Genomic DNA, 26012 nt, shown 5'->3' with positions numbered 1-26012 from the left:
AATGAGCGAGTTTCTAGATATTTTAACCCATGGAAGACGTTTGCAAGGTGCTGTTAAGGAATTAAGCATTAATGAACTTGAAGCAATTCAAGAAAAACTTGGCAGCATAATTGAGAAGCGCAAAGAAAAAGCGCAGGCTTTAGAAAAAGCCGAACAAGAAAAAAGAGAAAAACTCGCTGCCATAAAAAAACAAATGGAAGAAGCAGGTTTAAATGTTGAAGATTTAAAAGCGCTTTCGTTACAACCGAATAAGAAAACCGGCAAAAAGCGCCCTGTTAAATACAAATTGGTCGATGAACAAGGCAACGAGCATCTATGGACAGGAATAGGACGCATGCCGCGTGTATACAAAGATGCATTGGATAGTGGTAAGTCACTAGACACATTTTCTGTAAACTAACATCCTTGTATTTAAGTAATAAAAGAATAAGGTCTGTTTTTACAGGCCTTATTTTATTTTTAGTTAGCTAAGTAACAGGTCTATTGTGAATTTAAACTATAAGCTTTCAAAAAATGACGACACTTCACCCTGGCTAGTGTTAATTCATGGCTTGTTTGGTAATGCCGATAATTTAGCAGGTATTAAGCGCCATTTTGAATCACATTTTAATGTAATAAGTGTGGATTTACCTGATCATGGTGAGTCACCATGGACTGCGGGATTTGATATTTCAGACGCTGCAAAGAGCATTTACGAAATACTCCAATCACTGTCTATCACCACCACAGCTGTTTTAGGACATTCCTTAGGTGGAAAAGTAGCGATGCGACTTGCCCTTGACCACCCAGACAGTGTTTCGCACCTTATAGTAGCGGATATAGCCCCAGTGTCTTATCAACATAGTCACCAAGCGGTTTTTGACGGTCTCAACGCGGTTCCGCTTGAGACCATCACTAGCCGAAAAGATGCTGAAAGTGCCATGGCACAGCATGTTAAGGAACCTGGTGTCCGTCAGTTTTTACTTAAGAGTTTGTACCAAAAAGAAAATGGCGATTGGGCATGGCGATTCAATGTGAGAGGCCTCTATGACAGTTATCAACACATTATTGATTGGGAACAAACCAGTCAGCAATTCAATGGGATAACCTTGTTTATCAAAGGCGCGGAATCAGACTATATCACCGCTGCACATCGCGATGCGATTGCGCGTTATTTCCCCAATGCGAAAGCGCACATTATCGAAGGCACTGGCCACTGGTTGCATGCCGAGAAGCCTGCGGCTTTCAATACGGTAGTAGAGCGTACTTTATCGAAATAATAGAGGGTGGGTATAATAGTTGTCTAAGTCGTGTGAACCGACTGCCTTTCTTTAGATGAGAACGACAACTATTACATAATTTTGAACGTTTTGTTCTCTGACACGCGTTCAAGGTGTGATATAGTTGCGCCAGATTTTTTTTAGTATCAAAACTATGCTTGCAGAAAACTACGAACTCATTGAGTCCATCATGTTGTACGGCGGGTTATTCATCTTATTTTTATTGATGGGTTTCGCAGTTCACGATGTATTACGTAAGAACGACGTGCCACTTATTGGACGAGTGGTAACTTACGGTGTACTAGGTTTAGGTGCACTAGGCTTTCTTGCGAAAGGTATCATTGAATGGTTCTGGCTTAGCTCAGGCGTTTAATTTGTAACGGTTAATAGAGGTTATATATGGCAAGTGTTGGCCTATTTTTCGGAAGTGACACGGGTAATACCGAACATGTTGCGAAAATGATCCAAAAGGAATTGGGTAAACAGCTAATTGATGTTAAAGACATTGCCAAGAGCAGTAAAGAAGACATCGCTGAATTTGATTTACTCATATTCGGTATCCCAACATGGTATTACGGTGAAGCGCAATGTGACTGGGACGATTTCTTCCCTGAGCTTGAGCAAATTGATTTCACAGATAAGTTAGTGGCCATCTTTGGCTGCGGTGACCAAGAAGATTACGCAGAGTACTTCCTTGATGCGATGGGAATGGTGCGCGATATCGTTGAAGCGAAAGGTGCTATCCTCGTTGGTCAGTGGTCAACTGAAGGTTACGATTTTGAAGCGTCGAAAGGCATGGCAGATGACAACCATTTTGTTGGCCTAGGCATCGATGAAGACCGTCAGCCTGAATTAACTGACTCTCGTGTTAAAGCATGGTGTAAGCAAATTCACGATGAATTGTGTCTTGCTGAATTAGCGTAAGTCTACCGACTATTATAAAAAAACCGCTCTTTTGAGCGGTTTTTTTATTGCTGGCCATCTCTTTGTTAGAGCTGGGCCACTATTAGAGCTGGAAGCGCTCAACTGCTTTTCGCAAGCTTTCCGTCTGTGCATCAAGCATCATGGTAGACTCGTTTGACTGGCGCGTACTTTGTGCGCTTGCATCAGCAAGGGCAACAATTTTATTTAAGCTCTCTGCGACATCACCTAACAACACGTCTTGTTGCTGTGTATCGGATACAATATGTTCATTGATATTACTCAAACGCTTAATGATGGCGCGCACACTTTCAACTTGCTCTGAAACTTGTTGGGTAATTTGAACCCCTTCTTGCGCTTGTTCACGCCCAGATTTAATCGCCTTAACAGCTTCGGCAGCATCTTTTTGTAAGTTGCCAATCATTTGCTCAATCTCTTCAGTAGAGTCATGCGTACGATTAGCTAGCGTTCTCACTTCATCGGCAACAACAGCAAACCCCCTTCCCTGCTCACCGGCACGCGCAGCCTCGATAGCCGCATTTAGCGCAAGCAAATTGGTTTGTTCCGCAATGGTTTTGATTACATCAAGAATGCTGCCAATATTGCGTGAATTTTCATCTAAACGACCGATTATCTGCGCTGAATTATCTGCCTGCTTAGCCTGACTTTCAACCTGCTGACGATTGCGTTCCACCAAATGGCCGATATCGGTACTTTGCTGTGTGATATCCTTCAACGCGTGCATGGCGTCGTTTATTTGCGCTAAATTGCTTCGGCTCTTGTCTTGAACGTCTTTTGTATTAGCTGATGTAACGGTTACCTGCTCGCGCTGTTTATCAACTTCAGCCAAGCTTTTATCGCCAAGCTCAACGCTTTCTTTTGTTATCTCAATCAAGCGTTTTTCTTGCGCTAAAATGTTGCCAACCAATTCACGTAGGCTCTCCGTTAAGCTATTCACTTTCGCTGAAAGCGCAGAAAACTCATCATTGCCCTCTTCAGGCAATTTGGTACTTAAGTTTCCTCGGCTTAGTTGAGAGAGCCCACGATTTATGCGCCCAAGGGGTTTTGAAATACTGCGCGTTACGATCACAGCAAGACCAATGGCGGCAATCATGCCTACAATAGCGACAATAATATTGCGGACTAAGTTGGCCTGAACCGACTCTAAAATTGCATTTTGCCCGTTGAGCGACTGTGTTTGCACTGATTCGAACAAGGCATTGATGTCAGCCAACGCGGTATTTAACGAGTCATTTGCACGCTTCTGCGCTTGCGCTGCATTTTCAATTTGAGCGAGCTTTTCTTGCTGAAGGGCAATCAAACCATCGTTTCCATTTACCGCGTTAAGTAACAGCTCGTATTGCTCATTAAATGCTGCCACTGTACCGCCGTCATCAACAGTTGTGGCTAATCTATTCACGTAATCTTTATCGACTTGTAAATTGCTTAGCTGATACTTCAAATCTTCAATAATATTTGCACTTTGTTCAGCACTAACTGACTCAGCCAATTCAACAAATGAGTCGTTCATCGTAAGTAGTTTGTTATCAATAGCAGTACCAGCACCAATAAGGGTTTCTATGCTGGGGTCATTGCCCTCTAAATACGATAAGTCGAGCATAAGCGCACTGGCTTCATCGGCCACCATTAACACTCTCTCTAACTGGCTTTTCAGCGCAGTTTCAATTTGCATCCGCTTGGCAATTGCAGTGTACATTGCGTTGCTGTTACTTACATAATCAGCACTCACTTCTACTGCATTACTCGCCATCGAATTGCCCGGCATGAGTGCTTTCAAGGTTGATAAGTCTTGGGAGAATGCGTCTGACAAATCGTCGAAGGTTGCTTTATTTTCACGTAATTCAGCGTCTGTCTCTACATGATAACCGTTTGCTGTAATGACCGATAAAGACAGTATTTCTGTCTTTACTTTTACCATGCTAGTTTGCACCGGCATTTTTTGCTCAACAACATCTAACGCAGAGTCTTTAATACTGCTAAGACCGAAATAAGAAAGAATACTAGTAAGTAATAAAAGACAGCCAAATAGGCCAAAGCCGAGTGTAATTTTATTTATTATTGTTAACTGCATGGGTACTTCCAACGAAAAAACATGCTAAATATCCAAGGCAAAATTCCCTGATTTAAGTTTAGTTTAACAGGATGTTAATTCAATTCATCAAAAGTTTAATTTATTTTGCATATTTGTTAGGGTTATCTTGCACTTACTGGCTGGTCAGGCCAGAAGTTACGCGGTCTGTAGCGAATTAATTTTTTTCACATCTTTTAGGCTGCGGACGAAATCTATTCACACTTTGAAACTTTCCACGGTTTTTCTTTTAAAATGCTTCAAGTTACCTATAATAACCCCAAAATAGATATTCACTCGTTCTTAGTAGGTTGTAATGGATCAAAATAAAGAATTGAAAAAAGCAGGGCTTAAAGTCACTCTGCCTCGCCTTAAAATTTTACAAATTCTGCAAGAGCCAGAAAACCAGCATATCAGTGCTGAAGACGTCTATAAGATCCTCATTGAACAGGGTGAAGAAATTGGCTTGGCAACGGTATATCGCGTGCTCAACCAATTCGACGATGCTGGTATCTTAAATCGCCATCACTTTGAAGGCGGTAAGTCAGTGTTTGAAATAAGCCATAAAGATCATCACGACCATCTTGTGTGCTTAAAGTGTGGCAAGGTCATCGAGTTTGAAGACGACATCATTGAAGAGCGTCAAGAAATGATTGCTAAGCAACACAACATGAAGCTTACGCACCACAGCCTTTACCTTTACGGTGAATGCACTGATGGCAATTGCGATAACGCGCCTGATTAAGCCCACTTAATCAATAAAAAAGCTAATCAACAAAAAAGCCTGCTTGCGCAGGCTTTTTTTATGCATCGAATTTATAGGCGTGATAAGCGTTAATGGCCCGTTCCCAAATATCACCTACCTGCCCATTACCAATGGGCTTGCCATCAACTTCAGTCACTGGTGCAACCTCTTTACTCGATGACGTTAACCATACTTCATCAGCGTTTAGTAATTGCTCTTTGCTGAACCATGCTTCAGCTACATTTAGACCTGCTCGGTTGAACGCTTCTATTGCAATAGCACGCGTTATACCGGGCAACAACTCATTATTTAGTGGCGGTGTAGTAATTACGCCATCTTTTACGATAAATACATTACATGAGCTTGCCTCTGTAACCATTTTGTCGCGGTTATACAAGATGGTTTCGTTGACGCCAGCCTCAACGCCTGATTGAAAGTGCATAACGTTTCCTAACAGCGACGTAGATTTTATGTGACATCGTTGCCAACGTTTGTCTTGCTCTAGCGCCACCTTAAACGGCTTTGCTAGCGCTTTTTCGGTTGGTTGAGGCGGGGCTATCTCAAACGCAAAACCAAATACTGTAGGCGCAATATCTTTAGGGTAGGCATGAAAACGCTTTACGTCAGCTCCCCTACTAATATGAAAGTACACCCCAATATTGCCGCTTGTGAAAATGTGTTGGTTTTCATCAACTAATTGCGAAAGAATGTTGCCCCATTTGTCAGTTGAATAGGGATTAGCAATGTCTATAGCACTCAACCCGTTTGCCATACGTGCCATATGACCGTTGAATCCCACCGCTTTACCCGCATAGGTAGGTATGACTTCATAAATCCCATCACCGAATAAAAAACCTCTATCCATAGGAGATATCTTAGCTTCAGAAAGCGGTAAAAACTCGCCATTTAAAAATGCAATAGTCACAGTAATTCTCCTTGTAATTGGCGTCGACGACACAGTGACAATAAGTTGTCTGCCCTCGCCGCCTCATGATTCTGATAGGTAAAACTAACCTTCTCTCCCGGCACGGCCTGGGCTAATCTGTTTATATCTAATGGATTCACACACCCCAACTTGGGGTAGCCCCCCAAGGTTTGTCTATCTCTCATCATAACGATGGGTTGCCCGTCAGGAGGCACCTGTACAGCGCCAATGTGGACTGCCTCAGAGCGAAGCCTATTATGGCTACAGGCTATGTCAGGGCCTTGCAGTCGGTAGCCCATGCGATCAATAGACGACGTAACCGTGTAGTCACTCGTTACAAAGATACGCTGTGCGACACCACTAAACTGTTCAAACTGATATCCTGGTATCAGTCTAATTGGCGCCTCTAAGCTATAATTAACACGTTTTTCAAATGCCAAACTACGTACTGTTGCACTCTTAACTTTTGAAAGCGTATTTTCATTTACAATAAAGCTATCGCCATTGGCAAGCGCACTGCCGTTACCGTGCAGCCCCCCCAATGATTCTCGTGTTACCGTACATGCACTATTGGCAAAGAGTGGCGTGTCCCAACTACCACAAATTGCTAAATATGCTTTACTTCCCATATATTCACTGCCAAAGGTAACTTCATCGCCAGCAGTAACATATATACTTTCATAACTTGGCTGTTCGTGACCGTTTATTGTCACCTTAACTGCCCTTCCTGTTACGGCAATTATGCAATGACTACTAACGCGAGCGGTTAATGTACCCATGGCCTCAATACAAGGTGTATTGTCTAAATTAAACGCAAGAAAATTGGCCCATGAAAATGCGTCTTCATCCATTGGACCAGATTGACTAAATCCATCCCTTTGTCGCCCTACGCGACCGTTATCAACAATGAGGCTAAATAACCCTTTATCGACAATTTCAACCTTCATGATATGCGTAAAACTCTTCTTCTGATATGGCAGTAAATTTCACTGTATCGCCAGCTTTAAGCAACGCCGTACTTTCATTTTCGCGATGGTTCACCATACTTAGTGGCGTCAGTCCCAATAGGTTCCAACCACCTGGTGAGTCACTGGGATACACCGCTGTTTGTCTATCTGCGATTGCAACTGCACCTTTTGGCACGCGTTTTCTTGGCGTACTTAAACGCGAACATGCCATAACCTCGGGCAATTCTCCCATGTAGGCGAAACCAGGTGCAAAACCAACGGCGTAAACAGTAAATGTGCAGCCTGTGTGCAGCGCGATAATCTCATCAATACTTAATGATGTTTTCTTACTCACCACACTTAAATCACTAGCACTCGGAGCGCCATACCACACAGGTATTGTTTTAGTGGCACTGTGTGGTAACGCTGAAACATTTTGATTTGCCACGCCTTCATTTTCTGCCTGACGAGTTGAAAGCGCCCTCAACCACGCATAAACACCATGGGTGTCGATGTCTTCAATATTAAAAACAAGCAACAGGCTGTCGTAAGATGGCACACATTCTTTTAACCAAAGTGGTGAGTCGATTGAGCTTTGAACAGCGCTATCAATCATTGCCAGCCACCTTTGACATGCGGCATTCGCTTTATCTAATGTATCGCCTTTAAAGTAGAGTATGACGGCGTCAACACCCACCGGCGTTAGCCGCTTTATGTCGCCAAACAATTGCATGTACTTTCCTTGATAAATGTGTTCTTAATGAGGCAATGATATTAATTTGTAGAGTTATTTTAGCCAATTGCTTTAATTTGGCGCGCTATTTCTACCGCCCCGGGGGTATCACCGTGGACACAAAGGCTATCAGCTTCAATTTCCAAGGTTTTTCCTGATACGGTAGTCACGGTATTGTGTTTTATCATTTGCTCTGCCTGGGCCAGTGCGTCTTGCTCTTTTAACACCGCCCCGTCCATAGTCCGCGGTGTCAGTAACCCCTCATCGGTATATCGTCTATCCGAAAACGCCTCGAACAATAACGGTAAATCAAAAGCACTGGCTTCATGACGAAGCACATCATTGTGACGAGTAGCTTGAACCATTAGCGCTAATTCGCCTTTACCCATTTCAGCCACACTCTTCATTACTGCGTGGCGAATAGTGGTATCTTTCATCATATCGTTGTAAAGCGCACCGTGGGGTTTGACGTAAGCCACATTGGTGCCGCAAAGTGCCGCCATGCCGCTTAGCGCGCTTACTTGGTATTGAATCATGGCAATTAATTCGTCGCTTGGAATTATCATGCTCCGTCGACCAAAGCCTTGCAAATCTGGGTATGATGGATGTGCACCAACAGTCACATCATGTGAGGCAGCCAAGCTTAACGATGATTTCATCACTTGTGGGTCTCCTGCATGAAAACCACACGCAATGTTTGCTTGGTCAATAAGAGCCATAATGTCACTTTCAACAGGCATTGACCATGCACCGAAACTTTCACCTAGATCGCAATTTAACTTCATAATGGTTTAGCTCTTACCCTCAATCCAGTATCATGTTACCTGTTCTTTTTAAAAAGTCAGTTCTAATGATAAATATTGGAAAAATTAATACATTGCAGGTCGTGGGCCAATACCCTTTTGGCTACGCTTTAGCACCTATTGTCACCAACGTTGGTGCACAAGACAACGTTTATAATGCTGAGCAAGACGAGCAGCAAACGGTGACGCTCAGTCTTGATGAAGTTGAAGGGGAACTAGCAGAGGGTCATGAATTATCGGTGTTCGTCGCTACCGATCAACGTGGCGAACTGTATGCAACGCTTAAAACACCTAAAATTCAGGTAGGCGAAACAAAAATATTAAAAGCGGTTTCTGCCACCAACTTCGGTGCGTTTTTCGACTGGGGGCTTGATAACGACCTTCTCGTGCCCAACGATTATCAAGCGCAACCAATAAGTGCGGGCATGTATTACGTCGTACACACCTTTTTTGATGATAAAACCCAACGTATATTGGGTGCAACTAAGCTGCACTACTTCTTAAAAGAAAGTAGTGCGTACCTCAATGAGGGCGACGTCGTATCTTGTTTGGTCTACGCCAAAACGGAATTAGGCTTTAAAGTAGTTATTAACGAGCAAAGCCTTGGACTAATTTTCCATAGCGATGCATTTAAACCACTAAAGGTTGGGCAAGCAACCGAGGGTGTTATTAAGACTATTCGTGAAGATGGAAAAGTGGACGTGGCCTTACAGCGCGTAGACAAAAGTGGCCGTGACGCACTTCAGCAAGCCATTCTAGAGGACTTAGAGGCTCATGGTGGTATTTCAACCCTAACGGATAAAAGTGCCCCTGAGGCTATTTACTCTCATTTTAATGTAAGTAAAGCGGCCTATAAAAAAGCGCTTGGTGCTTTATATAAGCAGAAAAAAATTACTCTTAGCCCTGATGCTATTCGATTAAACAATACAAACGATTAGGACATACAATGAAAGCGCATGTTTCTTGGGATAAAGACCTTACTTTCACTGGCACCACTGACAGTGGTTATAAAACAGTTATGGACGGCAGCGGCAAGGCGATTTCCCCTATGGAGTCGGTATTGGTTGCTGTAGGTGCATGTTCAAGCGTTGACGTGGTAGATATAATCAAAAAAGGACGTTTTGATATTACCTCATGCGAGTGTGAATTAGAGGCTGTTCGCGCTGACGAGCCACCGCGTGTATTTACAAAAATTCATGCGCATTACACCGTTTCGGGTGAAGGCATAAGCGAAAAAGCCCTTGCACGCGCAGTGCAGCTCTCAGCGGAAAAATATTGTTCTGTAATGCTAATGCTAACCGGTAACGTGGATATAACCACCAGCTATACTTTAGTGTAATGAACTTAAACATAGTCAATCTCGCTATCGCTTAGTGAAAAAAGCCAACCTTTTGGGTTGGCTTTTTTATTGAAACCCTTTGTTACACATGTATCCTATTGATTATTAAGCTTTTTAACATTAGTTAACATCTTTGGCATGTTAGCTGCTGTAAACGGTCATTATTATATAACGACTACAACGTTAGGGCTTTTGACCATGGATACTACACAACGTACAACACCTGTTTTCGCTACTCACACTTTCCGCACTCTTGTTTTAGGCACAACTTTAGCTGCCCTGTCACTGTCGATGACAGCGTGTTCAGACGCTGATGCAGTAGACAGTAGCGCGACTCCTGAAGTGGTAGAAGAAACCGTTTTTGCTATTCCTGTTGAAACACAAAGCATTCGCACTGGCGATATTACGTCGACCTATGACACGACGGCGATTTTAGAAGCACGTGAAGAAGCTTTTGTGGTTGCAAGGGCTTCTGGGATCATCGAAGACATTTTCGTGGAAGAAGGCGACTATGTAGAAAAAGGTCAAGTGTTAGCACAACTTGATAAACGTCGTTATGAGTTAAACTTAGCCAAAGCGAACGCTGACTTGACGGGTATTGAAAGCGAACTTGATAAAGTAAACAAAGTTTACTCTAAAAAGCTTATCAGTGACGATACTTACGACAAGCTTAAGGCTCAGTACGAATCGGCAAAAGCCTCTGTTCGCTTAGCAGAACTTGATTTAAAAGAAACGACGATAACCGCGCCTATCAGTGGTTATGTTGCTTCGCGCAATGCCAAAGTAGGCAACCTAACCGAATCGTTCCAACGTGAACGCATGTTTCATATCGTGCAACTGCGCAACTTACAAGGCGTGGTTTACCTACCTGAAAACGAACTACCAAATGTCACGGTAGGACAAGGTGCCACGCTTACTGTTGCGGCATTGGGTAATCACGCTATTCACGCAAACATTGAACGCATTAGCCCAGTTATCGACGCGGCAACTGGCACATTTAAGGTGACACTTAAAGTACCAAATGAAGACAATCGCTTAAAAGCAGGTATGTTTACTGACGTATCGCTTGAGTATGCAACACACGCAAATGCCACTTTGCTACCACGCCGAGCACTTGTCACTATAGACAACAGCCATAGTGTATTTGTTGTTGATAACGGCAAAGTAAAAAAAGTGAACGTTTCGACTGGTTTTGAAAATAACGAAGTGGTTGAAGTTATCAGTGGCCTAGAAGGCAACGAAGAAGTGGTAACAGCCGGTCACCAGAACTTGAAAGACAGTGCTCCTGTTGAAGTAGTTAACAGCTAAACTGGCGAATCGAGGAGTTACTATCATGCGTATTGTTGATATCGCCGTAAAACGTCCCGTAGCAGTCAGTATGTTTACTTTTGCTGTACTGCTATTTGGAATGGTCTCGCTAGGCAGATTGTCGGTTAACTTACTTCCAGATTTGTCATACCCAACCCTTACTATACGCACCGACTACGACGGTGCCGCACCAGGTGAAGTAGAACAGTTAGTTTCAAAACCTATTGAAGAAGCAATCGGTGTGGTTAAAGGTGTAAGAAAAGTCACCTCTACCTCCCGCGCAGGACAATCTGATGTCGTACTTTCTTTTGCTTGGGGCACAGACATGGACTTTGCCAGCCTTGAAGTACGAGAGAAGCTTGATGTACTGCAGTTGCCTTTGGACATTGAAAAGCCTCGGTTACTGCGTTTTAACCCGAGCCTTGACCCGGTTATTAAATTGGGGCTAACCGCTCAAACAGACAATGCCAGTTTAACAGTTGAGCAAATGAAGCGGCTTCGCTTATACGCAGAGCAACAAGTAAAACGCTCGCTAGAATCAGTAGAAGGCGTTGCTGCCGTGCGTGTAGGTGGTGGCTTAGAGAATGAGATCCACATTCTTATCGATCAACAAAAAGCCAGTCAGCTTTCGATTCCTATCACGACTATTATTGACCGCGTAAGCACTGAAAACATTAATGCTGCGGGCGGTCGCATCGATAATGCAGCGCAGGCATTCTTAGTGCGTACCCTCAATCAATTCGAAAACCTAGATGATATTAAGAATCTCTATATTGGCCGTTTTGAAGGCAAAAATATTCAGTTAAAAGATGTAGCTACTGTGGAAAGTGCCTACAAAGACCGCGACGTTGTTACTCGCTTTAACGGGAGCGAGGGTGTTGAGATTGCGATCTACAAAGAAGGTGATGCGAATGCAGTTAATGTGGCTCAAAAAGTAGCAAATCGTTTAAATGAGGTTAACCAAAACCTTCCCACAGACTATACATTGGCACAAATATACGACCAAAGTGTGTTTATCAAACAAGCGATAGACAACGTAAAGTCGGCAGCCATTATTGGTGGCGTGCTGGCTATGTTAGTCCTTTATCTGTTCCTTAAAGACTTTTGGGCTACAGTAATTATCTCTGTGTCTATTCCAGTATCCGTAATTGCCACGTTTAACCTGATGTATGCCAACGACATAAGCTTAAATATGATGAGTCTTGGTGGTATCGCCTTAGCTGTTGGCTTACTTGTTGATAACAGTATCGTGGTACTTGAAAATATCGATCGTCACAAAAAGCACAAAAATGCGTTGGGCGATAATAACGCTGAAGCGCTCGCCGCCAGTGAAGGTACAAAAGAAGTATCTGGCGCCATTGTGGCCTCAACACTAACCACCATGGCAGTGTTTGTGCCACTCATTTTTGTTGAGGGTATTGCTGGTCAATTGTTTAGAGACCAAGCATTAACCGTATCGTTTGCACTTGCTGCTTCACTTGTCGTTGCCCTTACGCTTATTCCTGCAATGGCGCATAAGAAGAAAAAGCAACAGCTAGATCATGAAGACACCTTTACAAGTGCACCAGCCCCCTTTCCCACATCACTACTTGGGAAAATAGGGTACTACATTACGCTTCCTGTGCGCTTAGTATTAAAGCTAGTTTCATTGCTGCTAGCGGCAATAGTCACAGTCGCGATAGGCACTTGGCAAATCATTAGCAAGCTGCTTGGTTTTGCGTTTACGCCGCTTATCTTTATTTTCAACAAGAGCTTCGATGTCCTTGCCTCAGGTTACGAAAAACTACTGAAGATTAGTTTGCGTGCAAGAGTATTTGTCCTTTTCACTGCCTTCGCACTTGCTGCAGGCGCGGTTACCTTAGTGCCGAAACTAGGCATGGAGCTTATCCCTACGCTTTCCCAAGGTGAATTTTCGGTTGAAGTAACGCTACCCGCGGGTTCACCACTTACTCGTACCGACGAAGTAATGAACGAGTTGGCTCAAGTGGCTGTTCAACCTGTTTCGGGTGCATCTTCTGACCAGAGCATGGTGCTGCGCACTTATGCCATGTCAGGTACAGGTAGCTTGATAAATGCGGCGCCAAACCAAGGCGGTGATCATTGGGGTCGTCTTAACATTGTGATGAAACCTAACGCGACAGAGCAAGACATGCTTGCTGTTAAACAACAACTTCGCGACCACCTTGGACTTATGCCTCAGGTCCAAGCCACGTTTTCTGAGCCTGAACTCTTTAGCTTTGCCTCGCCTATCCAAATTGAAGTTGCCGGTTATGATTTAAACCAACTTCAACAGTATGGCGATGCAATTGCGACAAAGTTAGCCAGCTATCCAAATTTTGCTGATGTAACCACCAGTATCCGCGATGGCAACCCTGAACTAAAAATTGCATTTCACCACGCTAAACTTGCACGTTTGGAACTTGATGCTGCAACTGTTTCCGAGCTAATTGCAGCGAAAGTGGGCGGTCGTGTTGCCACACAATACAGTGTTGAAGACAGAAAAGTAGATGTGCTAGTACGTACGTTTGAAAACCAACGTAATGACATCGCTAGTGTGCGCGCTATTGTAGTAAATCCTGGCGCATCCCAGCCTATTCCACTCAGTGCCGTCGCTGACGTATTCATGAGTGTGGGACCCAGTGAAATCACTCGTGTAGGTCAACAACGTGTTGCGCTTGTGTCTGCAAACCTTGCGCAAGGTAAGTTAGATGAAGCGGTAGCAATTGCCAATAAGGTGTTAGATGAAACACAACTGCCTTTATCACTAAGTGCACAGGTTACGGGTCAAAGTGAAGATATGCAAAACAGCTTCCGTTCGCTGCAATTCGCGCTAGCGCTGGCAGTATTTATGGTATATCTGGTGATGGCATCACAGTTCGAGTCGCTGTTACACCCTTTGCTGATATTGTTTGCTGTACCACTGGCGGGCGCCGGTTCAGTATATGGACTGTGGCTAACGGGTACGCCGCTTAACGTTGTTGTGTTTATAGGACTTATCATGTTGTGCGGTATTGTGGTGAATAACGCTATTGTTCTTGTCGATCGCATTAACCAACTACGCCGTCAAGGTATGGAAAAGCAATCGGCTATTATCGATGCTGCTAAAACACGTTTGCGCCCTATTGTAATGACCACGCTGACCACCATTTTAGGTTTACTGCCCATGGCCTTTGGATTGGGCGAAGGCGCTGAAATTCGCACGCCAATGGCCATCACCGTCATTTACGGCCTGTTGTTTGCCAGTTTGCTAACCTTAATCCTTCTACCGGTGCTATACAGCTTGTTCGATACCAAAAAGGTGCTGGCTCCGGTGAGCAGCGACGAACCTAACGCACAACACGATGCTGTACAAAAAGGAGGGGTGTTATGAGCACACCATCTCAAAACCAGCGTGACGCTAACACGCCACCGCTAGGCAAAATAGCGGGAATTGGTGCAGCATTAGCACGATTTGCACTGAATAAGCCCGTTACTATTGGCATGTTGTTCTTGTCGATGTTGTTGTTTGGTTTGGTATCGGGTCGACTGTTGCCGTTAGAGAAGTTTCCCGGTATCGATATTCCAGAAATGGTCGTTCAAATTCCCTACCCTGATGCAACACCGGTAGAAATTGAAACTATGATCACACGCCCCGTCGAGGAAGCCATAGCCACAATGTCAGGGATAAAGCGGCTTCGAGCGCGCTCATATGACAATATGGCCGAAGTTATTGTTGAATTTGATTGGGATGAAAACTTAAAAGCAAAAAGTATTGAAGCGCGAGAAAAGGTCGACGCTATTCGCCATGAGTTGCCCGACGATATTGAGCGCATTATGGTGTACAAGTTCAACACTAATGATATGCCCATCTTCCAGTTGCGCGTATCAAGTGACAGAGACCTATCAAACGCGTACGACTTACTCGATCGCAACTTAAAGCGCCCATTAGAACGTGTCCCTGGCGTGTCGAAAGTAGAATTATACGGCACTATGAAGCGACAAATTACTATTCGCCTCGATCCAAAGAAAATGACGACCTATCAGATTGATAGTGCGCGTTTGCAGCAACTTTTACAGGGCGCAAACTTCTCATTAACTGCAGGCTATATGTATAACAACGGTGAAAAAATTCTGGTTAACCCAACCGGTGAATTTACCGACGTGAACGATTTTAAAAACATGTGGGTTACACGCAATGTGCGCTTATCGGATATAGCGACTGTGACTTACGAGTTACCAGAACGCAACGAAGGTCGACACCTTGATCGTACGTTTGCTGTAGGCTTTAACGTATTTCGTGAGTCGGGCAGCAATTTAGTTGAGGTCTCTGACGCAGTGATGAAAGTTATCGAAGCGGCTAAAGAAGATCCTGAATTCAACGGTATTAGCTTGTTTGTAATGGATGACACTGCCAAAAGTGTTACGTCTTCACTTAGCGACTTGCTTAACGCGGGACTACTTGGCGCTTTGCTTTCAGTGATTGTGCTTTACTTATTCTTGCGACAGCTTACCACCACGCTAATTGTTGTGCTTTCGGTACCTTTCTCTATCTGCATCACGTTAGGTGTAATGTATTTGTTAGGTTATACCCTAAACATATTGTCGTTAATGGGACTCATGCTGGCCGTAGGGATGCTGGTCGATAACGCAGTGGTAATTACCGAAAGCGTATTTCAAGAGCGTCAACAAGATAACAATATTGCCCGTGCCACGCAGATTGGCGTGAATAAAGTCAGCCTTGCGGTTATTGCAGGCACCGCCACCACGGCTATTGTGTTTTTGCCCAACATTATTGGTGTCAAAATTGATGTCACCATATTTCTTGAGCACGTTGCCGTTGCTATTTGCCTTTCACTTTTTGCATCGCTATTTATTGCTAAAACGCTAATACCTCTGCTCACCACTAAAGTTGCTATTCCTGTGGTGAAAACACCTACAACGCCAAAATACATCAGTGGTTATGGTAAAGCGTTAAGCTGGATGTTAAAAAATCAGGGTAAAACCTGTCTTATCGCCTTACTTATTCTAGGCTCCACAGTAATTCCTATGGGTGCAGTAACAGGTGACGATGAAGGTAATAATAACCAAGAGCGTGTTTGGCTTAACTACCATATAACGCAGAATTTCACCTTGGATGAAGTGGAAAAAACCGTTGATAAGATGGAAGCCTATTTATATGAAAACCAAGAGCGCTTTCACATCAAACAGGTCTACACCTATTTTACAGCGGGACACGCGGTAAGTGGTATTACACTGAACGACGAATTGCCTGTACCAGTGAGTAAAATAAAAGAAGATATACGCGAAAATATGCCGTCATTTGTACGCGCCCGCCCTTCTTTTCAGTGGGACAGCGGTAATGGCGGTGGCGTTCGCGTAACATTACTTGGCGAATCCTCAGAAACCCTACTATCAATATCAGAGCAAATTATTCCTATCCTTGCCAATATTGATGGGTTGGAAGATGTAAAAGCAGATACGGGCTCTACCCGCGATGAAGTGCAAATTCGCGTTGATAGAGAAAAAGCCAATCGCTTTGGTATTCAGGTCGACACTGTCGCGAATTTGGTTGCTACCGCCCTACGCGGTAATAACCTTAGAACATTTCGCTACGGTGATGCCGGTGAGGTGGATGTGCAATTAAAGTTTGGTAGCGATGTTCAAGCTTCCCTCAGCGAACTTAAAAACATCAATATTGGCTTTGCTCAGGGACAGTCTATCAACCTGAATATGATTGCTGACTTTACGGTTAAACCTCAGTTATCACAAATAAACCGCAATTACCGCCAAACCGCGTTGGCTATTGGGGCAAATTTAGAGGGTGAAACCACCACTGAACAGGCCCGCGCACGTATTGAACAAGTTCTGTCTAACATCGAATTGCCTACAGGTTATAAGTGGACCCTAGATGGAAGCTTCTCGCGTCAAGACGAAGCGTTTGCAGTAATGCAAATGAACATGTTGTTGGCGCTTTGCATGATATACGTGGTAATGGCCGCGCTGTTTGAATCGCTTGTTTTACCCACATCAGTGATTACATCGTTACTGTTCTCATTTACGGGCGTATTTTGGGCGTTTATGGTAACCGGTACTCCCATGTCCGTAATGGGGCTAATTGGTATGCTGATACTAATGGGCATAGTCGTCAACAATGGTATCGTGCTTGTAGATCGTATTAATCAACTGGTCAATGAGGGCTTGTCGCTCTATGACGCAGTACTAGAAGGTTGTATGACACGTATTCGACCTATCTTGATGACAGTTGCCACTACGGTTCTTGGACTCATTCCACTGGCAATGGGTAGCACGCGCATTGGTGGTGATGGCCCACCCTATTCCCCAATGGCTATCGCTATTATTGGTGGCTTAGTATTTTCCACAGTAACGAGTTTATTCTTAGTTCCATTGGCTTATGTTCTGCTGCTAAAACTGCGCTTTAAAACACAGCGTCTCTTTAACGCTAGCAAAGCGCGCGTTGAACGCTTGGTAAAGGTGTGAATCAATAGAGCTTACTAATAGAAGCGGGTTGGCATGACATACACACTAGGTGTTTGTTCTGCTAACCCGCTTTTTTATGGCTGGTGGGGTTTAACACTACCACCCGCTTAACTGCGCGACGTTAGATATTCATAAACCGCATTGGCATCGCGTTCAACTGAAAACTCAATTAGACTGCTGCCATTACAGGTTAATCCTTCTTCTGATGTTACCATGCGCAACACCTCGCGTTGACTTGCACCAATGCGACCTACGTTACGTGATAAACTGGAGCGAAGTACTTTAATATCGTCATTAACGATTGCTTTGCAGAACCCTGCAAATTGTGTCTCCCCCACAAAACGTACATCTTTTTGCGGTGCTGCTGCGCTGACACTGAATGTAATTGCTGAACTCACCAATAACGCTGAAAGGGTTATGAGTGTTTTCGACCGTTTTTCGATTTTGTGTTTCATAGTGCTGTCCTATTTCATTAATAAAGCTGAATATCGAGGCTGAATATCAAATTAGTACCGTAATCGTGAATAGCAGTGCGCTAAACACACTTACTTTATGCACCAATAACTCGAATTTTGCTGTTGAAAGAATGTGGCAGGACAGTAAAAATTCAGTAAAACAGTATGTTACAAACATTTTAAAAGCATAACCCATTGAAATAGCTAACTATAATTTAAACTTATATACCTATTTGCTATTTCACTGAGAGGGGTAATTCGAAACTAATATAATGAAACCAATAAAAAAGGCCTCTTATGAGACCTTTTTTTGTAATTTTAACAAAATTATTAAGGATAATTGTTAATAGGCACCGTAATCGCCACACAAACTCTGTAATTAAATTACTTTATTACTCGTATTTTCGCTCGCGTTTGGTTTCAATTGCATCAATGTATGCGTGCCAAGATGCATAACCAATCAATGGCATTAGAATAATAAACCCAACAAAGCCGGTCACGAATCCAATAGCAACGGCGCTGAATATAATGGCACCCCATATTAGCATTGGTACTTTATTTAACCATACCGCATTGACACTGGTTAACACTGCTGTGCCTAAATCCACTTTTCGCTCCATCAAAATTGGCTGAGTGAACGCGGTTATAAATAGCATTGCAAGCGTAAAGACCGCACCCACAATTGTGCCCAACATCAAAAACGGCAACAAACTCTCGAGGTCATTCTCAATGTATGGTGGATAAAGTGCATGAATAAGCGATGCAACGCGCAACCAAAAGATCATCATTACCATAAGTAAAATGGCAAATCCCCATTCGTTGAAAGCGTTTCGACGCATAGCGCGAAGTGAATGACGAAGTGTAGGTTTATGCCCTTTCTCCATTTCCCAACTCACATCATAGAGGCCTGCAGCTAAGAATGGTCCAATCAGCATAAAACATACAATGGCGGGCAGAATAACTAAATGCCACCCTGTCATTTGCACAAGGTACATAATACTCCATGGAATTACGGCGAAAAGCACGCCATAAAAAAAGGTTAATCCTGGCGCGCGCATGGCATCCCGCAATCCAAGAGATAACCACTTAATTGGATCGCCAACGTCTAATTCCTTACAAGGAATAACGCGAGCAATACCACTTTGTGTAATGGCGTTCTCTGGGGTCTCTTTAAAATGATGCGACATATATTTATCACCTCTAGTTGTGAACCTAGTACTGGCGTATTTTTACACGCCTTATTACTACGATAGGCTCAGATTAAAAAGTTCACAAGCTATTAACAATAAATTTATTAATAAATTACAAAAGAGATATTTATCCTACTATCTGTGCAATAAATAGCCTCTCAATCAATAAACACTCTACTTATAGTAACTATAGGTGAGAATACCGTCGCATAGTTGGTAAGTTTGCGATAATCTCAGGGTATGTAAATCAACCAGATAGACCATGAAAACTGTATCTCGCTCACATAAATTAGATAACGTTTGTTACGACATCAGAGGCCCTATTGCTGCACAAGCAAGAAAAATGGAAGATGAAGGCCACCGCATTCTTAAACTTAATATCGGCAACCCTGCCCCATTTGGTTTCGAAGCCCCTGACGATATCGTAAAAGACGTGATCCACAACCTGCCTACGTCTCAAGGATATTCAGACTCAACAGGAATTTATGCTGCCCGCGTGGCCGTAATGCAGTACTACCAACAGCGCAATATCAAAGACATTCGTGTTGATGATGTTTATATCGGTAATGGTGTGTCAGAGCTAATTATGATGGCAATGCAAGCATTGCTTAACCATGGCGATGAAGTACTTATTCCAAGTCCCGACTATCCTTTGTGGACCGCTGCGGTAAGCTTATCGTCTGGCTCACCTGTGCATTATCGTTGTGACGAGCAAGCAGGTTGGTTTCCAGACTTAGATGATATTAAAAGCAAGATCACAAGCAAAACTCGCGCTATCGTGCTAATCAACCCTAATAACCCCACTGGCGCAGTTTATGATGAAGCACTTCTGCAAGAAGTAGTGGAAATTGCAAGACAGCATGGACTTGTCGTTTTCAGCGACGAGATTTACGACAAAATTCTTTATGACGACGCAAAGCATACCAGCATTGCCTCGCTTGCTGATGATGTGTTCTTTGTAACTTTTGGCGGGCTAAGTAAGAACTATCGCGTGGCTGGCTTTCGTTCGGGATGGCTAGTGGTGAGCGGAAACAAACGTCTTGCGACTGACTATATTGAGGGGCTCAATATTTTGTCTTCTATGCGAATGTGTGCCAATGTGCCCTGCCAAAGTGCGATACAAACGGCGCTAGGTGGATACCAGAGCATTGATGATTTAGTAAAAGAGAATGGCCGTTTACGTATTCAACGAGATGTAACTACAGACATGCTAAATGGCATTGACGGCATTCATTGCATTAAACCTAAAGGCGCCATGTACTGTTTTGCTCGCGTTGATGAAAAGAAATTCAACATCAAAAACGACGAACAAATGGTACTGGACTTATTGAGTTCAGAAAAAATACTTTTAGTACACGGCCGTGCTTTCAATCTAAATGAAGGCGTGTATTTCAGACTCGTGTTTTTACCGCATAGCGATGTTCTAGTGCCAGCGCTGCATCGTATTGGCAACTTCTTTAGAACTTACAAACAAGGGGCCTGATGTGTCTGATAAAAGCCACTTTTTTGCTCATCTGGCGCGTTTAAAACTGATTAATCGCTGGCCGTTAATGCACAATGTGCGAACAGAAAATGTTCAAGAGCATAGTTTGCAAGTTGCTATGGTGGCGCATGCGCTAGCCCTCATAAAAAACAAGTTCTTTGGTGGCACCCTAAACCCTGACCGCATTGCCACTGTTGCAATGTTTCATGATGTTTCCGAGGTATTAACCGGCGATTTACCCACGCCGGTAAAGTACTTTAATCCAGCAATTAAAGAAGAATATAAAAAGATAGAAAAAATTGCTGAAAATAAGCTAATCGAAATGGCCCCCGAAGCGTTTCGTGAAGATTATGCTGCACTTATCGATCACCACCATCACAGTGAAGAAGAAGCCTTTATCGTAAAAGCAGCCGATGTGTTGTGCGCCTACCTCAAAACGCTGGAAGAACTTGCTGCGGGCAACCAAGAGTTTAAACTCGCCAAGAAGCGATTAGATAAGATACTCAAAGAGTATCACTCTGAAGAAGTGGACTACTTTTTAACGCGATATGTACCAAGCTTCTCATTGAGTTTAGATGAGATCACGCAAGACGAAATGTAGCTACCGAGGGACAGTGTTGTGACAGGAGTATATTGGGAGCAAGCATTACACGAACGACGCCTACCCAGAAGTGTGAGTCGCGATGGCGATCATCGCAATCCGTATCAACGCGACAAAGCCCGTGTGCTTCACAGTGCAGCATTTAGGCGTTTGCAAGCCAAAACCCAAGTACTTGGAGTTGGCTTAAGTGACTTCTATCGCACTCGTCTTACCCATTCACTTGAAGCGGCACAAATTGGAACCGGTATAACAGCGCAACTATGTGGAAAATTTCCTGATATCGCTGACACGCTCGCTCTTGATGCAACGCTTATTGAAACCTTGTGTTTAGCGCACGACATTGGCCACCCGCCCTTTGGACACGGTGGCGAAATAGCGCTTAATTACATGATGCACGAGCACGGCGGCTTTGAAGGAAATGGCCAGACATTTCGTATTATCTCCAAACTCGAACCTTATACCGCTGAGCACGGTATGAATTTATGCCGCCGAAGCGTTTTAGGGTTAGTGAAATACCCTAATTTTATTGACACGCTTCACAGTCAAAGCACCTTGCCTGAACGTCCCACATCGTTGCGCAGGGTTAAAGCTGAAGACTGGCATCCACCTAAAGGGCTCTTTCGCTGTGATGAACCATTATTTGATTGGCTGATTGACCCTTTTAGCAAAACTGACAAAGACCACTTGATGCAGTTTTCAACAAGAGAAAGCGGTCACAGCAAAACGCAATTTAAGTCATTTGACTGCTCGATAATGGAATTATCTGATGATATTGCTTATGGCATTCATGACCTTGAAGATGCCATTGTGATGGATATGGTGCACAAGCACCACTTTATTGAGGATGTAACCCTTCCCTTAATAGCCTTAGACGTACCTTGGCTTTCGAACAACATTGAGACACTAACCCACAAGCTTTTTAGCGCACAGCACCACGAAAGAAAGAATGCCATTGGTGCCTTGGTTAACAGTTTCATTACTGCAATTGAAATACAAGGCGTTGAGGGCTTCACACATCCCTTATTGGCGTTTAACGCCACTATGCCTCACGTCTTTGCCGAGGCGCTAGAACTGTTTAAGCGCTTTGTGTTTAGAAAAGTAATACGTCGCCCAGATGTACAACTGCTCGAGTACAAGGGGCAATTGGTCGTTATGGAGCTCTTTGAAGCATTTGCGTCTGACCCCACGCGCCTTCTCCCAGAGAACACGCAAGTTCGCTGGCGCAAAGAGCAAGAAGCAGGCAATGGCATGCGCGTACTTTCAGATTATATTTCTGGCATGACAGATGAATTTGCTTCGCGCCTTTATGGCAGTATATTTTCTCCCAAGCAAGGCGGTATTCAAGACAGTTTTCATATGTAATGCTTAGTCATTTCGGATGAAAAACTAGCTCAGGCTCCCTCAAGAGCACTTTCTAGCCAAGGAATGTATTCTACTTCAATGTAGCTATACACCCGGTCTTTAAGTGATGCCGCTGGAATAATGCCGTCTTTCTCTAACTGTTTCATTACTTTTTTCGTAGCGCGTTCACGTGTATAAGCACTCGTCTGATTATACGCCACGGCTAGGTTGCGAAGAAGTAACTCGATATCGATTCGCTCATCCAGTACGCCCTCTGGTGAACGCTTATGAAAGTCGGCAATCGAGCGATATATCTGCGTCATCAACACTGTTTCTCGTGACACAAGGCCATACATTTTGGCAGAGAGAGACAATGTAGCCTTATCCGTTTTGCTAAATCGCGTTTCATGGATTTGCTTAAAAAAGTTGTTTTCAGCACCTATTAAGGAATCAATGGCTTTTAATGTCACCTCAAGTTTTTGCTTACCGAATAACGTACAACTTAAAAATTCACGTCGCTTTATTTTGTCTTGGGAGTAGCGATTTTTAGTTTTATCGTAAAGTCTCGTTATTGCATCTAGCGTCTTACCAGATGCACGGCGGTGTGAGTTTTCAGTCAAATATTGTAAAGCCAGAGTAGCAACTACCATATCGGCTAATTGTACCTGGGGTGCAGATAAAACGTCTTCAACAGTGGCTAGTGTTACGTCTTCATCATCGTTGGCGCTACCCGAAATTAAAGAATGATACAAAGAAAAACTTGTAGCAGAAGCGCGATCAATAAACACAAATGCATAGCGACTTGTTATATCGTCACTGCGGGCCACTGACACTTCAAGAGTCAAGGCTAAGCAAAGCAAAATAAATATTCTCACCGCGTAGTTCATCCTTAAAACGCGCGACACATCCTATGAAACGTAGATTTACACTACTGCTTGGCGTCTACTAAGTCAAAAGTGTTAATTAATTTTTGAAATAAAACGGGCATGACTTGGGTCTTAGTTAACGTATGTTTGAAACCAAATCGTATCGTTCTCGTACTAATGGATAAATAAAAAACCAACTATTCCATACGCAAAAACGGTATTTAAGCAGTCAGATTCGTAAGAAGCCGACTCTGTTAACAAAATAAAGGTGAAGTAATGCCCAAACCATTTAAACCATCAGTACAACTTAAAGAAAATGACGTTACCGATGAAAGGGTTTATATGAATCGACGTTCATTACTTAAATCCATGGGGTTCATTGGTGCATCAACACTGTTGGCAAAGTCAGCAGGTGCTGCTGGGTGGTTTTGGGAAGATGATGAAGAAAAGGTCCCTTTTAAAGCAGAACCCTTAGAGTTTAGCCAACCACCTAAATTTCAGATATCAGAAACCAGAACGCCTGAAAACAAGGTCACTTCATACAACAATTTTTATGAGTTTGGTACAGCAAAAGACGCGCCTGCGAAAAATGCAACCGAGTTTCAAACAAACCCTTGGACACTGACAATTGACGGACTGGTAAAGAAACCGATTACGTTAGACTACAGTGCATTAACTACTCGATTTCCGCTTGAAGAGCGGATATATCGCTTACGCTGTGTAGAAGCTTGGTCGATGGTCATACCTTGGGTTGGCTTTGAGTTAGCCGCACTTATAAAACAGGCTGACCCATTAATGTCAGCAAAATATGTGGCATTCGAAACACTTTATGACCCAGACCAAATGCCCGGGCAACGTAGTCGTTTTATGGGGGGCGGTATCGACTATCCGTATATTGAAGGCCTACGTCTAGACGAGGCCATGCACCCTCTCACCATGATGGCGGTTGGTTTGTACGGTAAAACGCTGCCACCGCAAAATGGTGCGCCAATACGACTAGTAGTGCCATGGAAATACGGTTTTAAAAGTATTAAGTCTATCGTTCGGATCCGATTAACTGATAAAGAGCCACCAACAACCTGGAACAGGCTTGCTGCAAATGAGTACGGATTCTATGCAAACGTAAATCCTAATGTGGCTCACCCGCGTTGGAGTCAGGCCAGCGAAAGACGCATTACAACAGGCGGTCTACTGACAAGAAACCGAATAGATACGCAACTATTCAACGGTTATACAGAGGTCGCACCTATGTACAAAGATATGAACCTATCTCGTTATTACTAGGCGTTGCTGGATATTATGCCATTGAGAAAAAAGCCGCTACGCCTCAGCCTACTTCAGCGCCGTTTAATAAAAGCGTCATTGCATTTAACGTTACTTGGTTATTTGTTTTGGCTTTTTTATGCAGGAGTAAATGATAATTTAGGCCCAGATCCCGTTAATACACTTATTAACGAAACGGGTATTTGGGCTATACATCTGCTCTTAACAACCTTGTTATTAAGCCCGTTAGCGCAGTGGCTACCGAGCCCTGAACCATTGCAATTTAGGCGTATGATCGGTGTTTACAGCTTCGTTTATGCATTTGCTCACCTGTTTACCTATGTGTTTTTTGAAATCCAATTAGATATGGCGTTAGTCGCAAGTGAAATAGTGAGCAGACCTTACATCGTCGTTGGTATGACTGCATTACTTTTACTTTTGGCCCTAACCGCAACGTCTTTTAAACGCGTTCAGCGCAAAATGGGAAAGCGCTGGCAGAAGCTTCATAACACGATTTATCTCATTTTGCCGCTGACACTACTTCACTTTAGTTGGTCTCAAAAGACCTTTTGGCAAGAGCCAGTTTGGTATTGGCTAATAGGTATTGGCGTGTTAACGCCGCGTTTTAAGAAATGGATTAATCAGTACAAGCAGAAGCAAGTTAGGAAAAAGCGAACAACGTTAGCTTAAAATATATAGCAGTACGGCATAACGCGCGGTCTTACAAAAGGCAACGCAAAAAAGAAAAAATACAAAATGCGTTCGTAGTGTGCCTGCAACCAAAGTGATTGGGTCTCCGATAACTGGGACCCACGCTAATAACAGGCTCCATTTCCCCCACTTCATATAGATATCGCTCGCGCGCTCAAAAGTACTTTCTTTTATCCGTAACCATTTAATGGCTATTACCTTTCCGTATTTTAGCCCCAACACATAATTAACCAAAGAGCCAAGCACATTACCCAGCGACGCAACTATAAGTAAATTAAGCGCCGATAGCCCGGAAGAATAAAGCGTACCAAGTACCACTTCTGAGCTTAACGGTAATATTGTTGCCGCTAAAAACGCTGACAAAAATAGTCCCACATACCCTAAGCTTGATAAACCAGCCACCAGTCCTCCCCAGTACCTAGCACTAACATTATTGTGCGAGTTATACCAAACATACCGTTTCTAGTCACAGTAAATATCCATAAATTATAAACACTTATGATCAAACGTTCGGTTTGAGCAAAAAAAATACAACTTAACACTTGCAAACCATACT

The 26012-nt window shown here is 43.4% G+C and carries 24 protein-coding genes; 15 read left to right on the top strand and 9 right to left on the bottom strand.

The annotated features are described in order from the left end of the window. Position 1: 1 nt before the first annotated feature. The 4 genes from JN178_RS09050 (at position 2) to fldA (ending at position 2183) form a co-directional block, all read left to right on the top strand. Complete coding sequence (locus JN178_RS09050; RefSeq protein WP_202265431.1) at positions 2-400, top strand: H-NS histone family protein; 399 nt, start codon at positions 2-4, stop codon at positions 398-400. An 85-nt stretch (positions 401-485) separates the two neighbouring features. Next, entirely contained in the window at positions 486-1259 is a 774-nt protein-coding gene (locus JN178_RS09045) for an alpha/beta fold hydrolase (RefSeq protein ID WP_202265429.1), read from the top strand. A gap of 154 nt (positions 1260-1413) precedes the next feature. Further along, positions 1414-1632 carry a DUF2788 domain-containing protein gene (locus JN178_RS09040; RefSeq protein ID WP_159624996.1) on the top strand — a complete coding sequence of 73 codons (219 nt, stop codon included), beginning with the start codon at positions 1414-1416 and terminating at the stop codon, positions 1630-1632. A gap of 26 nt (positions 1633-1658) precedes the next feature. Continuing rightward, on the top strand, positions 1659-2183 hold the full coding sequence (gene fldA / locus JN178_RS09035; RefSeq protein ID WP_202265427.1) for a flavodoxin FldA: 525 nt from the start codon (positions 1659-1661) through the stop codon (positions 2181-2183). Positions 2184-2265: 82 nt separating this feature from the next. On the opposite strand, the gene JN178_RS09030 is transcribed toward fldA, so the two are convergent. After that, a complete protein-coding gene (locus JN178_RS09030; protein ID WP_202265425.1) occupies positions 2266-4272 on the bottom strand; it encodes a methyl-accepting chemotaxis protein in 2007 nt (668 codons plus the stop codon). Positions 4273-4585: 313 nt separating this feature from the next. Here JN178_RS09030 and fur point away from each other — a divergent pair, with 313 nt between their 5' ends. Further along, the gene (gene fur, locus JN178_RS09025; protein WP_159624877.1) at positions 4586-5014 is read left to right on the top strand and encodes a ferric iron uptake transcriptional regulator; all 429 of its coding nucleotides are present in this window, start codon (positions 4586-4588) and stop codon (positions 5012-5014) included. Between the two features lie 58 nt (positions 5015-5072). Here the strand turns inward: fur and JN178_RS09020 are convergent, their stop codons facing one another. The 4 genes from JN178_RS09020 to JN178_RS09005 are packed head-to-tail and all read right to left on the bottom strand — an operon-like array spanning position 5073 to position 8404. Beyond that, positions 5073-5939 carry a D-amino acid aminotransferase gene (locus JN178_RS09020; RefSeq protein WP_202265423.1) on the bottom strand — a complete coding sequence of 289 codons (867 nt, stop codon included), beginning with the start codon at positions 5937-5939 and terminating at the stop codon, positions 5073-5075. Then, positions 5936-6886 carry a biotin-dependent carboxyltransferase family protein gene (locus tag JN178_RS09015; RefSeq protein WP_202265421.1) on the bottom strand — a complete coding sequence of 317 codons (951 nt, stop codon included), beginning with the start codon at positions 6884-6886 and terminating at the stop codon, positions 5936-5938. Before JN178_RS09015 ends, JN178_RS09020 begins: the two co-directional genes overlap by 4 nt. Beyond that, positions 6876-7619 (bottom strand): 5-oxoprolinase subunit B family protein, encoded by a 744-nt coding sequence (locus JN178_RS09010; protein WP_202265419.1) that lies wholly within the window; start codon positions 7617-7619, stop codon positions 6876-6878. The genes JN178_RS09015 and JN178_RS09010 overlap by 11 nt, the downstream gene beginning before the upstream one ends. 59 nt (positions 7620-7678) lie before the next feature. After that, on the bottom strand, positions 7679-8404 hold the full coding sequence (locus tag JN178_RS09005; protein WP_202265418.1) for a 5-oxoprolinase subunit PxpA: 726 nt from the start codon (positions 8402-8404) through the stop codon (positions 7679-7681). A 65-nt stretch (positions 8405-8469) separates the two neighbouring features. Here JN178_RS09005 and JN178_RS09000 point away from each other — a divergent pair, with 65 nt between their 5' ends. The 5 genes from JN178_RS09000 (at position 8470) to JN178_RS08980 (ending at position 17546) form a co-directional block, all read left to right on the top strand. Further along, entirely contained in the window at positions 8470-9360 is an 891-nt protein-coding gene (locus JN178_RS09000) for a CvfB family protein (RefSeq protein WP_202265416.1), read from the top strand. Between the two features lie 8 nt (positions 9361-9368). Next, positions 9369-9761 (top strand): OsmC family protein, encoded by a 393-nt coding sequence (locus JN178_RS08995; RefSeq protein WP_159624888.1) that lies wholly within the window; start codon positions 9369-9371, stop codon positions 9759-9761. Positions 9762-9959: 198 nt separating this feature from the next. After that, positions 9960-11069, top strand: coding sequence for an efflux RND transporter periplasmic adaptor subunit (locus JN178_RS08990; RefSeq protein ID WP_159624890.1), 1110 nt, complete (start codon positions 9960-9962; stop codon positions 11067-11069). Between the two features lie 25 nt (positions 11070-11094). Then, complete coding sequence (locus JN178_RS08985) at positions 11095-14439, top strand: efflux RND transporter permease subunit (protein ID WP_202265412.1); 3345 nt, start codon at positions 11095-11097, stop codon at positions 14437-14439. Then, positions 14436-17546: an efflux RND transporter permease subunit gene (locus JN178_RS08980; protein ID WP_232369737.1), complete on the top strand. Its 3111-nt coding sequence runs from the start codon at positions 14436-14438 to the stop codon at positions 17544-17546. The genes JN178_RS08985 and JN178_RS08980 overlap by 4 nt, the downstream gene beginning before the upstream one ends. Before the next feature lie 107 nt (positions 17547-17653). On the opposite strand, the gene JN178_RS08975 is transcribed toward JN178_RS08980, so the two are convergent. Then, positions 17654-18001 (bottom strand): DUF3718 domain-containing protein, encoded by a 348-nt coding sequence (locus tag JN178_RS08975; protein ID WP_159624894.1) that lies wholly within the window; start codon positions 17999-18001, stop codon positions 17654-17656. A gap of 392 nt (positions 18002-18393) precedes the next feature. Next, entirely contained in the window at positions 18394-19188 is a 795-nt protein-coding gene (locus tag JN178_RS08970) for a DUF2189 domain-containing protein (protein ID WP_159624896.1), read from the bottom strand. Positions 19189-19453: 265 nt separating this feature from the next. Between JN178_RS08970 and JN178_RS08965 the strand changes: the two genes are divergently transcribed. The 3 genes from JN178_RS08965 to JN178_RS08955 are packed head-to-tail and all read left to right on the top strand — an operon-like array spanning position 19454 to position 22637. Next, positions 19454-20674: a pyridoxal phosphate-dependent aminotransferase gene (locus JN178_RS08965; RefSeq protein ID WP_202265410.1), complete on the top strand. Its 1221-nt coding sequence runs from the start codon at positions 19454-19456 to the stop codon at positions 20672-20674. Between the two features lies 1 nt (position 20675). Further along, the gene (gene yfbR / locus JN178_RS08960; RefSeq protein WP_159624900.1) at positions 20676-21275 is read left to right on the top strand and encodes a 5'-deoxynucleotidase; all 600 of its coding nucleotides are present in this window, start codon (positions 20676-20678) and stop codon (positions 21273-21275) included. A gap of 18 nt (positions 21276-21293) precedes the next feature. Next, the gene (locus JN178_RS08955; protein WP_202265409.1) at positions 21294-22637 is read left to right on the top strand and encodes an anti-phage deoxyguanosine triphosphatase; all 1344 of its coding nucleotides are present in this window, start codon (positions 21294-21296) and stop codon (positions 22635-22637) included. A 29-nt stretch (positions 22638-22666) separates the two neighbouring features. On the opposite strand, the gene JN178_RS08950 is transcribed toward JN178_RS08955, so the two are convergent. Beyond that, a complete protein-coding gene (locus JN178_RS08950) occupies positions 22667-23491 on the bottom strand; it encodes a hypothetical protein (protein ID WP_232369736.1) in 825 nt (274 codons plus the stop codon). Between the two features lie 267 nt (positions 23492-23758). Between JN178_RS08950 and msrP the strand changes: the two genes are divergently transcribed. Both msrP and JN178_RS08940 read left to right on the top strand, forming a co-directional pair. Beyond that, positions 23759-24766: a protein-methionine-sulfoxide reductase catalytic subunit MsrP gene (gene msrP / locus JN178_RS08945; RefSeq protein WP_202265405.1), complete on the top strand. Its 1008-nt coding sequence runs from the start codon at positions 23759-23761 to the stop codon at positions 24764-24766. Positions 24767-24781: 15 nt separating this feature from the next. Continuing rightward, on the top strand, positions 24782-25435 hold the full coding sequence (locus tag JN178_RS08940; RefSeq protein ID WP_202265403.1) for a sulfite oxidase heme-binding subunit YedZ: 654 nt from the start codon (positions 24782-24784) through the stop codon (positions 25433-25435). Here JN178_RS08940 and JN178_RS08935 read toward each other — a convergent pair. Further along, positions 25427-25858 carry a YqaA family protein gene (locus tag JN178_RS08935; protein WP_226433135.1) on the bottom strand — a complete coding sequence of 144 codons (432 nt, stop codon included), beginning with the start codon at positions 25856-25858 and terminating at the stop codon, positions 25427-25429. The genes JN178_RS08940 and JN178_RS08935 overlap by 9 nt on opposite strands. Between the last annotated feature and the right edge of the window lie 154 nt (positions 25859-26012).

The organism is Alteromonas sp. KC3 (assembly GCF_016756315.1).
Taxonomy (GTDB): Bacteria; Pseudomonadota; Gammaproteobacteria; order Enterobacterales; family Alteromonadaceae; genus Alteromonas.
Note: the sequence above shows the minus strand (reverse complement) of the source record. Positions and strands in the feature narration are given on the sequence as shown.

What these genes read in the sequence shown, in the direction of transcription:
- JN178_RS09050 (WP_202265431.1), top strand. Translation starts at nt 2, where the DNA reads ATGAGCGAGTTTCTAGATATTTTAACCCATGGAAGACGTTTGCAAGGT.
- JN178_RS09040 (WP_159624996.1), top strand. Translation starts at nt 1,414, where the DNA reads ATGCTTGCAGAAAACTACGAACTCATTGAGTCCATCATGTTGTACGGC.
- fldA (WP_202265427.1), top strand. Translation starts at nt 1,659, where the DNA reads ATGGCAAGTGTTGGCCTATTTTTCGGAAGTGACACGGGTAATACCGAA.
- JN178_RS09030 (WP_202265425.1), bottom strand. Translation starts at nt 4,272, where the DNA reads ATGCAGTTAACAATAATAAATAAAATTACACTCGGCTTTGGCCTATTT.
- fur (WP_159624877.1), top strand. Translation starts at nt 4,586, where the DNA reads ATGGATCAAAATAAAGAATTGAAAAAAGCAGGGCTTAAAGTCACTCTG.
- JN178_RS09015 (WP_202265421.1), bottom strand. Translation starts at nt 6,886, where the DNA reads ATGAAGGTTGAAATTGTCGATAAAGGGTTATTTAGCCTCATTGTTGAT.
- JN178_RS09010 (WP_202265419.1), bottom strand. Translation starts at nt 7,619, where the DNA reads ATGCAATTGTTTGGCGACATAAAGCGGCTAACGCCGGTGGGTGTTGAC.
- JN178_RS09005 (WP_202265418.1), bottom strand. Translation starts at nt 8,404, where the DNA reads ATGAAGTTAAATTGCGATCTAGGTGAAAGTTTCGGTGCATGGTCAATG.
- JN178_RS09000 (WP_202265416.1), top strand. Translation starts at nt 8,470, where the DNA reads ATGATAAATATTGGAAAAATTAATACATTGCAGGTCGTGGGCCAATAC.
- JN178_RS08995 (WP_159624888.1), top strand. Translation starts at nt 9,369, where the DNA reads ATGAAAGCGCATGTTTCTTGGGATAAAGACCTTACTTTCACTGGCACC.
- JN178_RS08990 (WP_159624890.1), top strand. Translation starts at nt 9,960, where the DNA reads ATGGATACTACACAACGTACAACACCTGTTTTCGCTACTCACACTTTC.
- JN178_RS08985 (WP_202265412.1), top strand. Translation starts at nt 11,095, where the DNA reads ATGCGTATTGTTGATATCGCCGTAAAACGTCCCGTAGCAGTCAGTATG.
- JN178_RS08980 (WP_232369737.1), top strand. Translation starts at nt 14,436, where the DNA reads ATGAGCACACCATCTCAAAACCAGCGTGACGCTAACACGCCACCGCTA.
- JN178_RS08975 (WP_159624894.1), bottom strand. Translation starts at nt 18,001, where the DNA reads ATGAAACACAAAATCGAAAAACGGTCGAAAACACTCATAACCCTTTCA.
- JN178_RS08970 (WP_159624896.1), bottom strand. Translation starts at nt 19,188, where the DNA reads ATGTCGCATCATTTTAAAGAGACCCCAGAGAACGCCATTACACAAAGT.
- JN178_RS08965 (WP_202265410.1), top strand. Translation starts at nt 19,454, where the DNA reads ATGAAAACTGTATCTCGCTCACATAAATTAGATAACGTTTGTTACGAC.
- msrP (WP_202265405.1), top strand. Translation starts at nt 23,759, where the DNA reads ATGCCCAAACCATTTAAACCATCAGTACAACTTAAAGAAAATGACGTT.
- JN178_RS08940 (WP_202265403.1), top strand. Translation starts at nt 24,782, where the DNA reads ATGCCATTGAGAAAAAAGCCGCTACGCCTCAGCCTACTTCAGCGCCGT.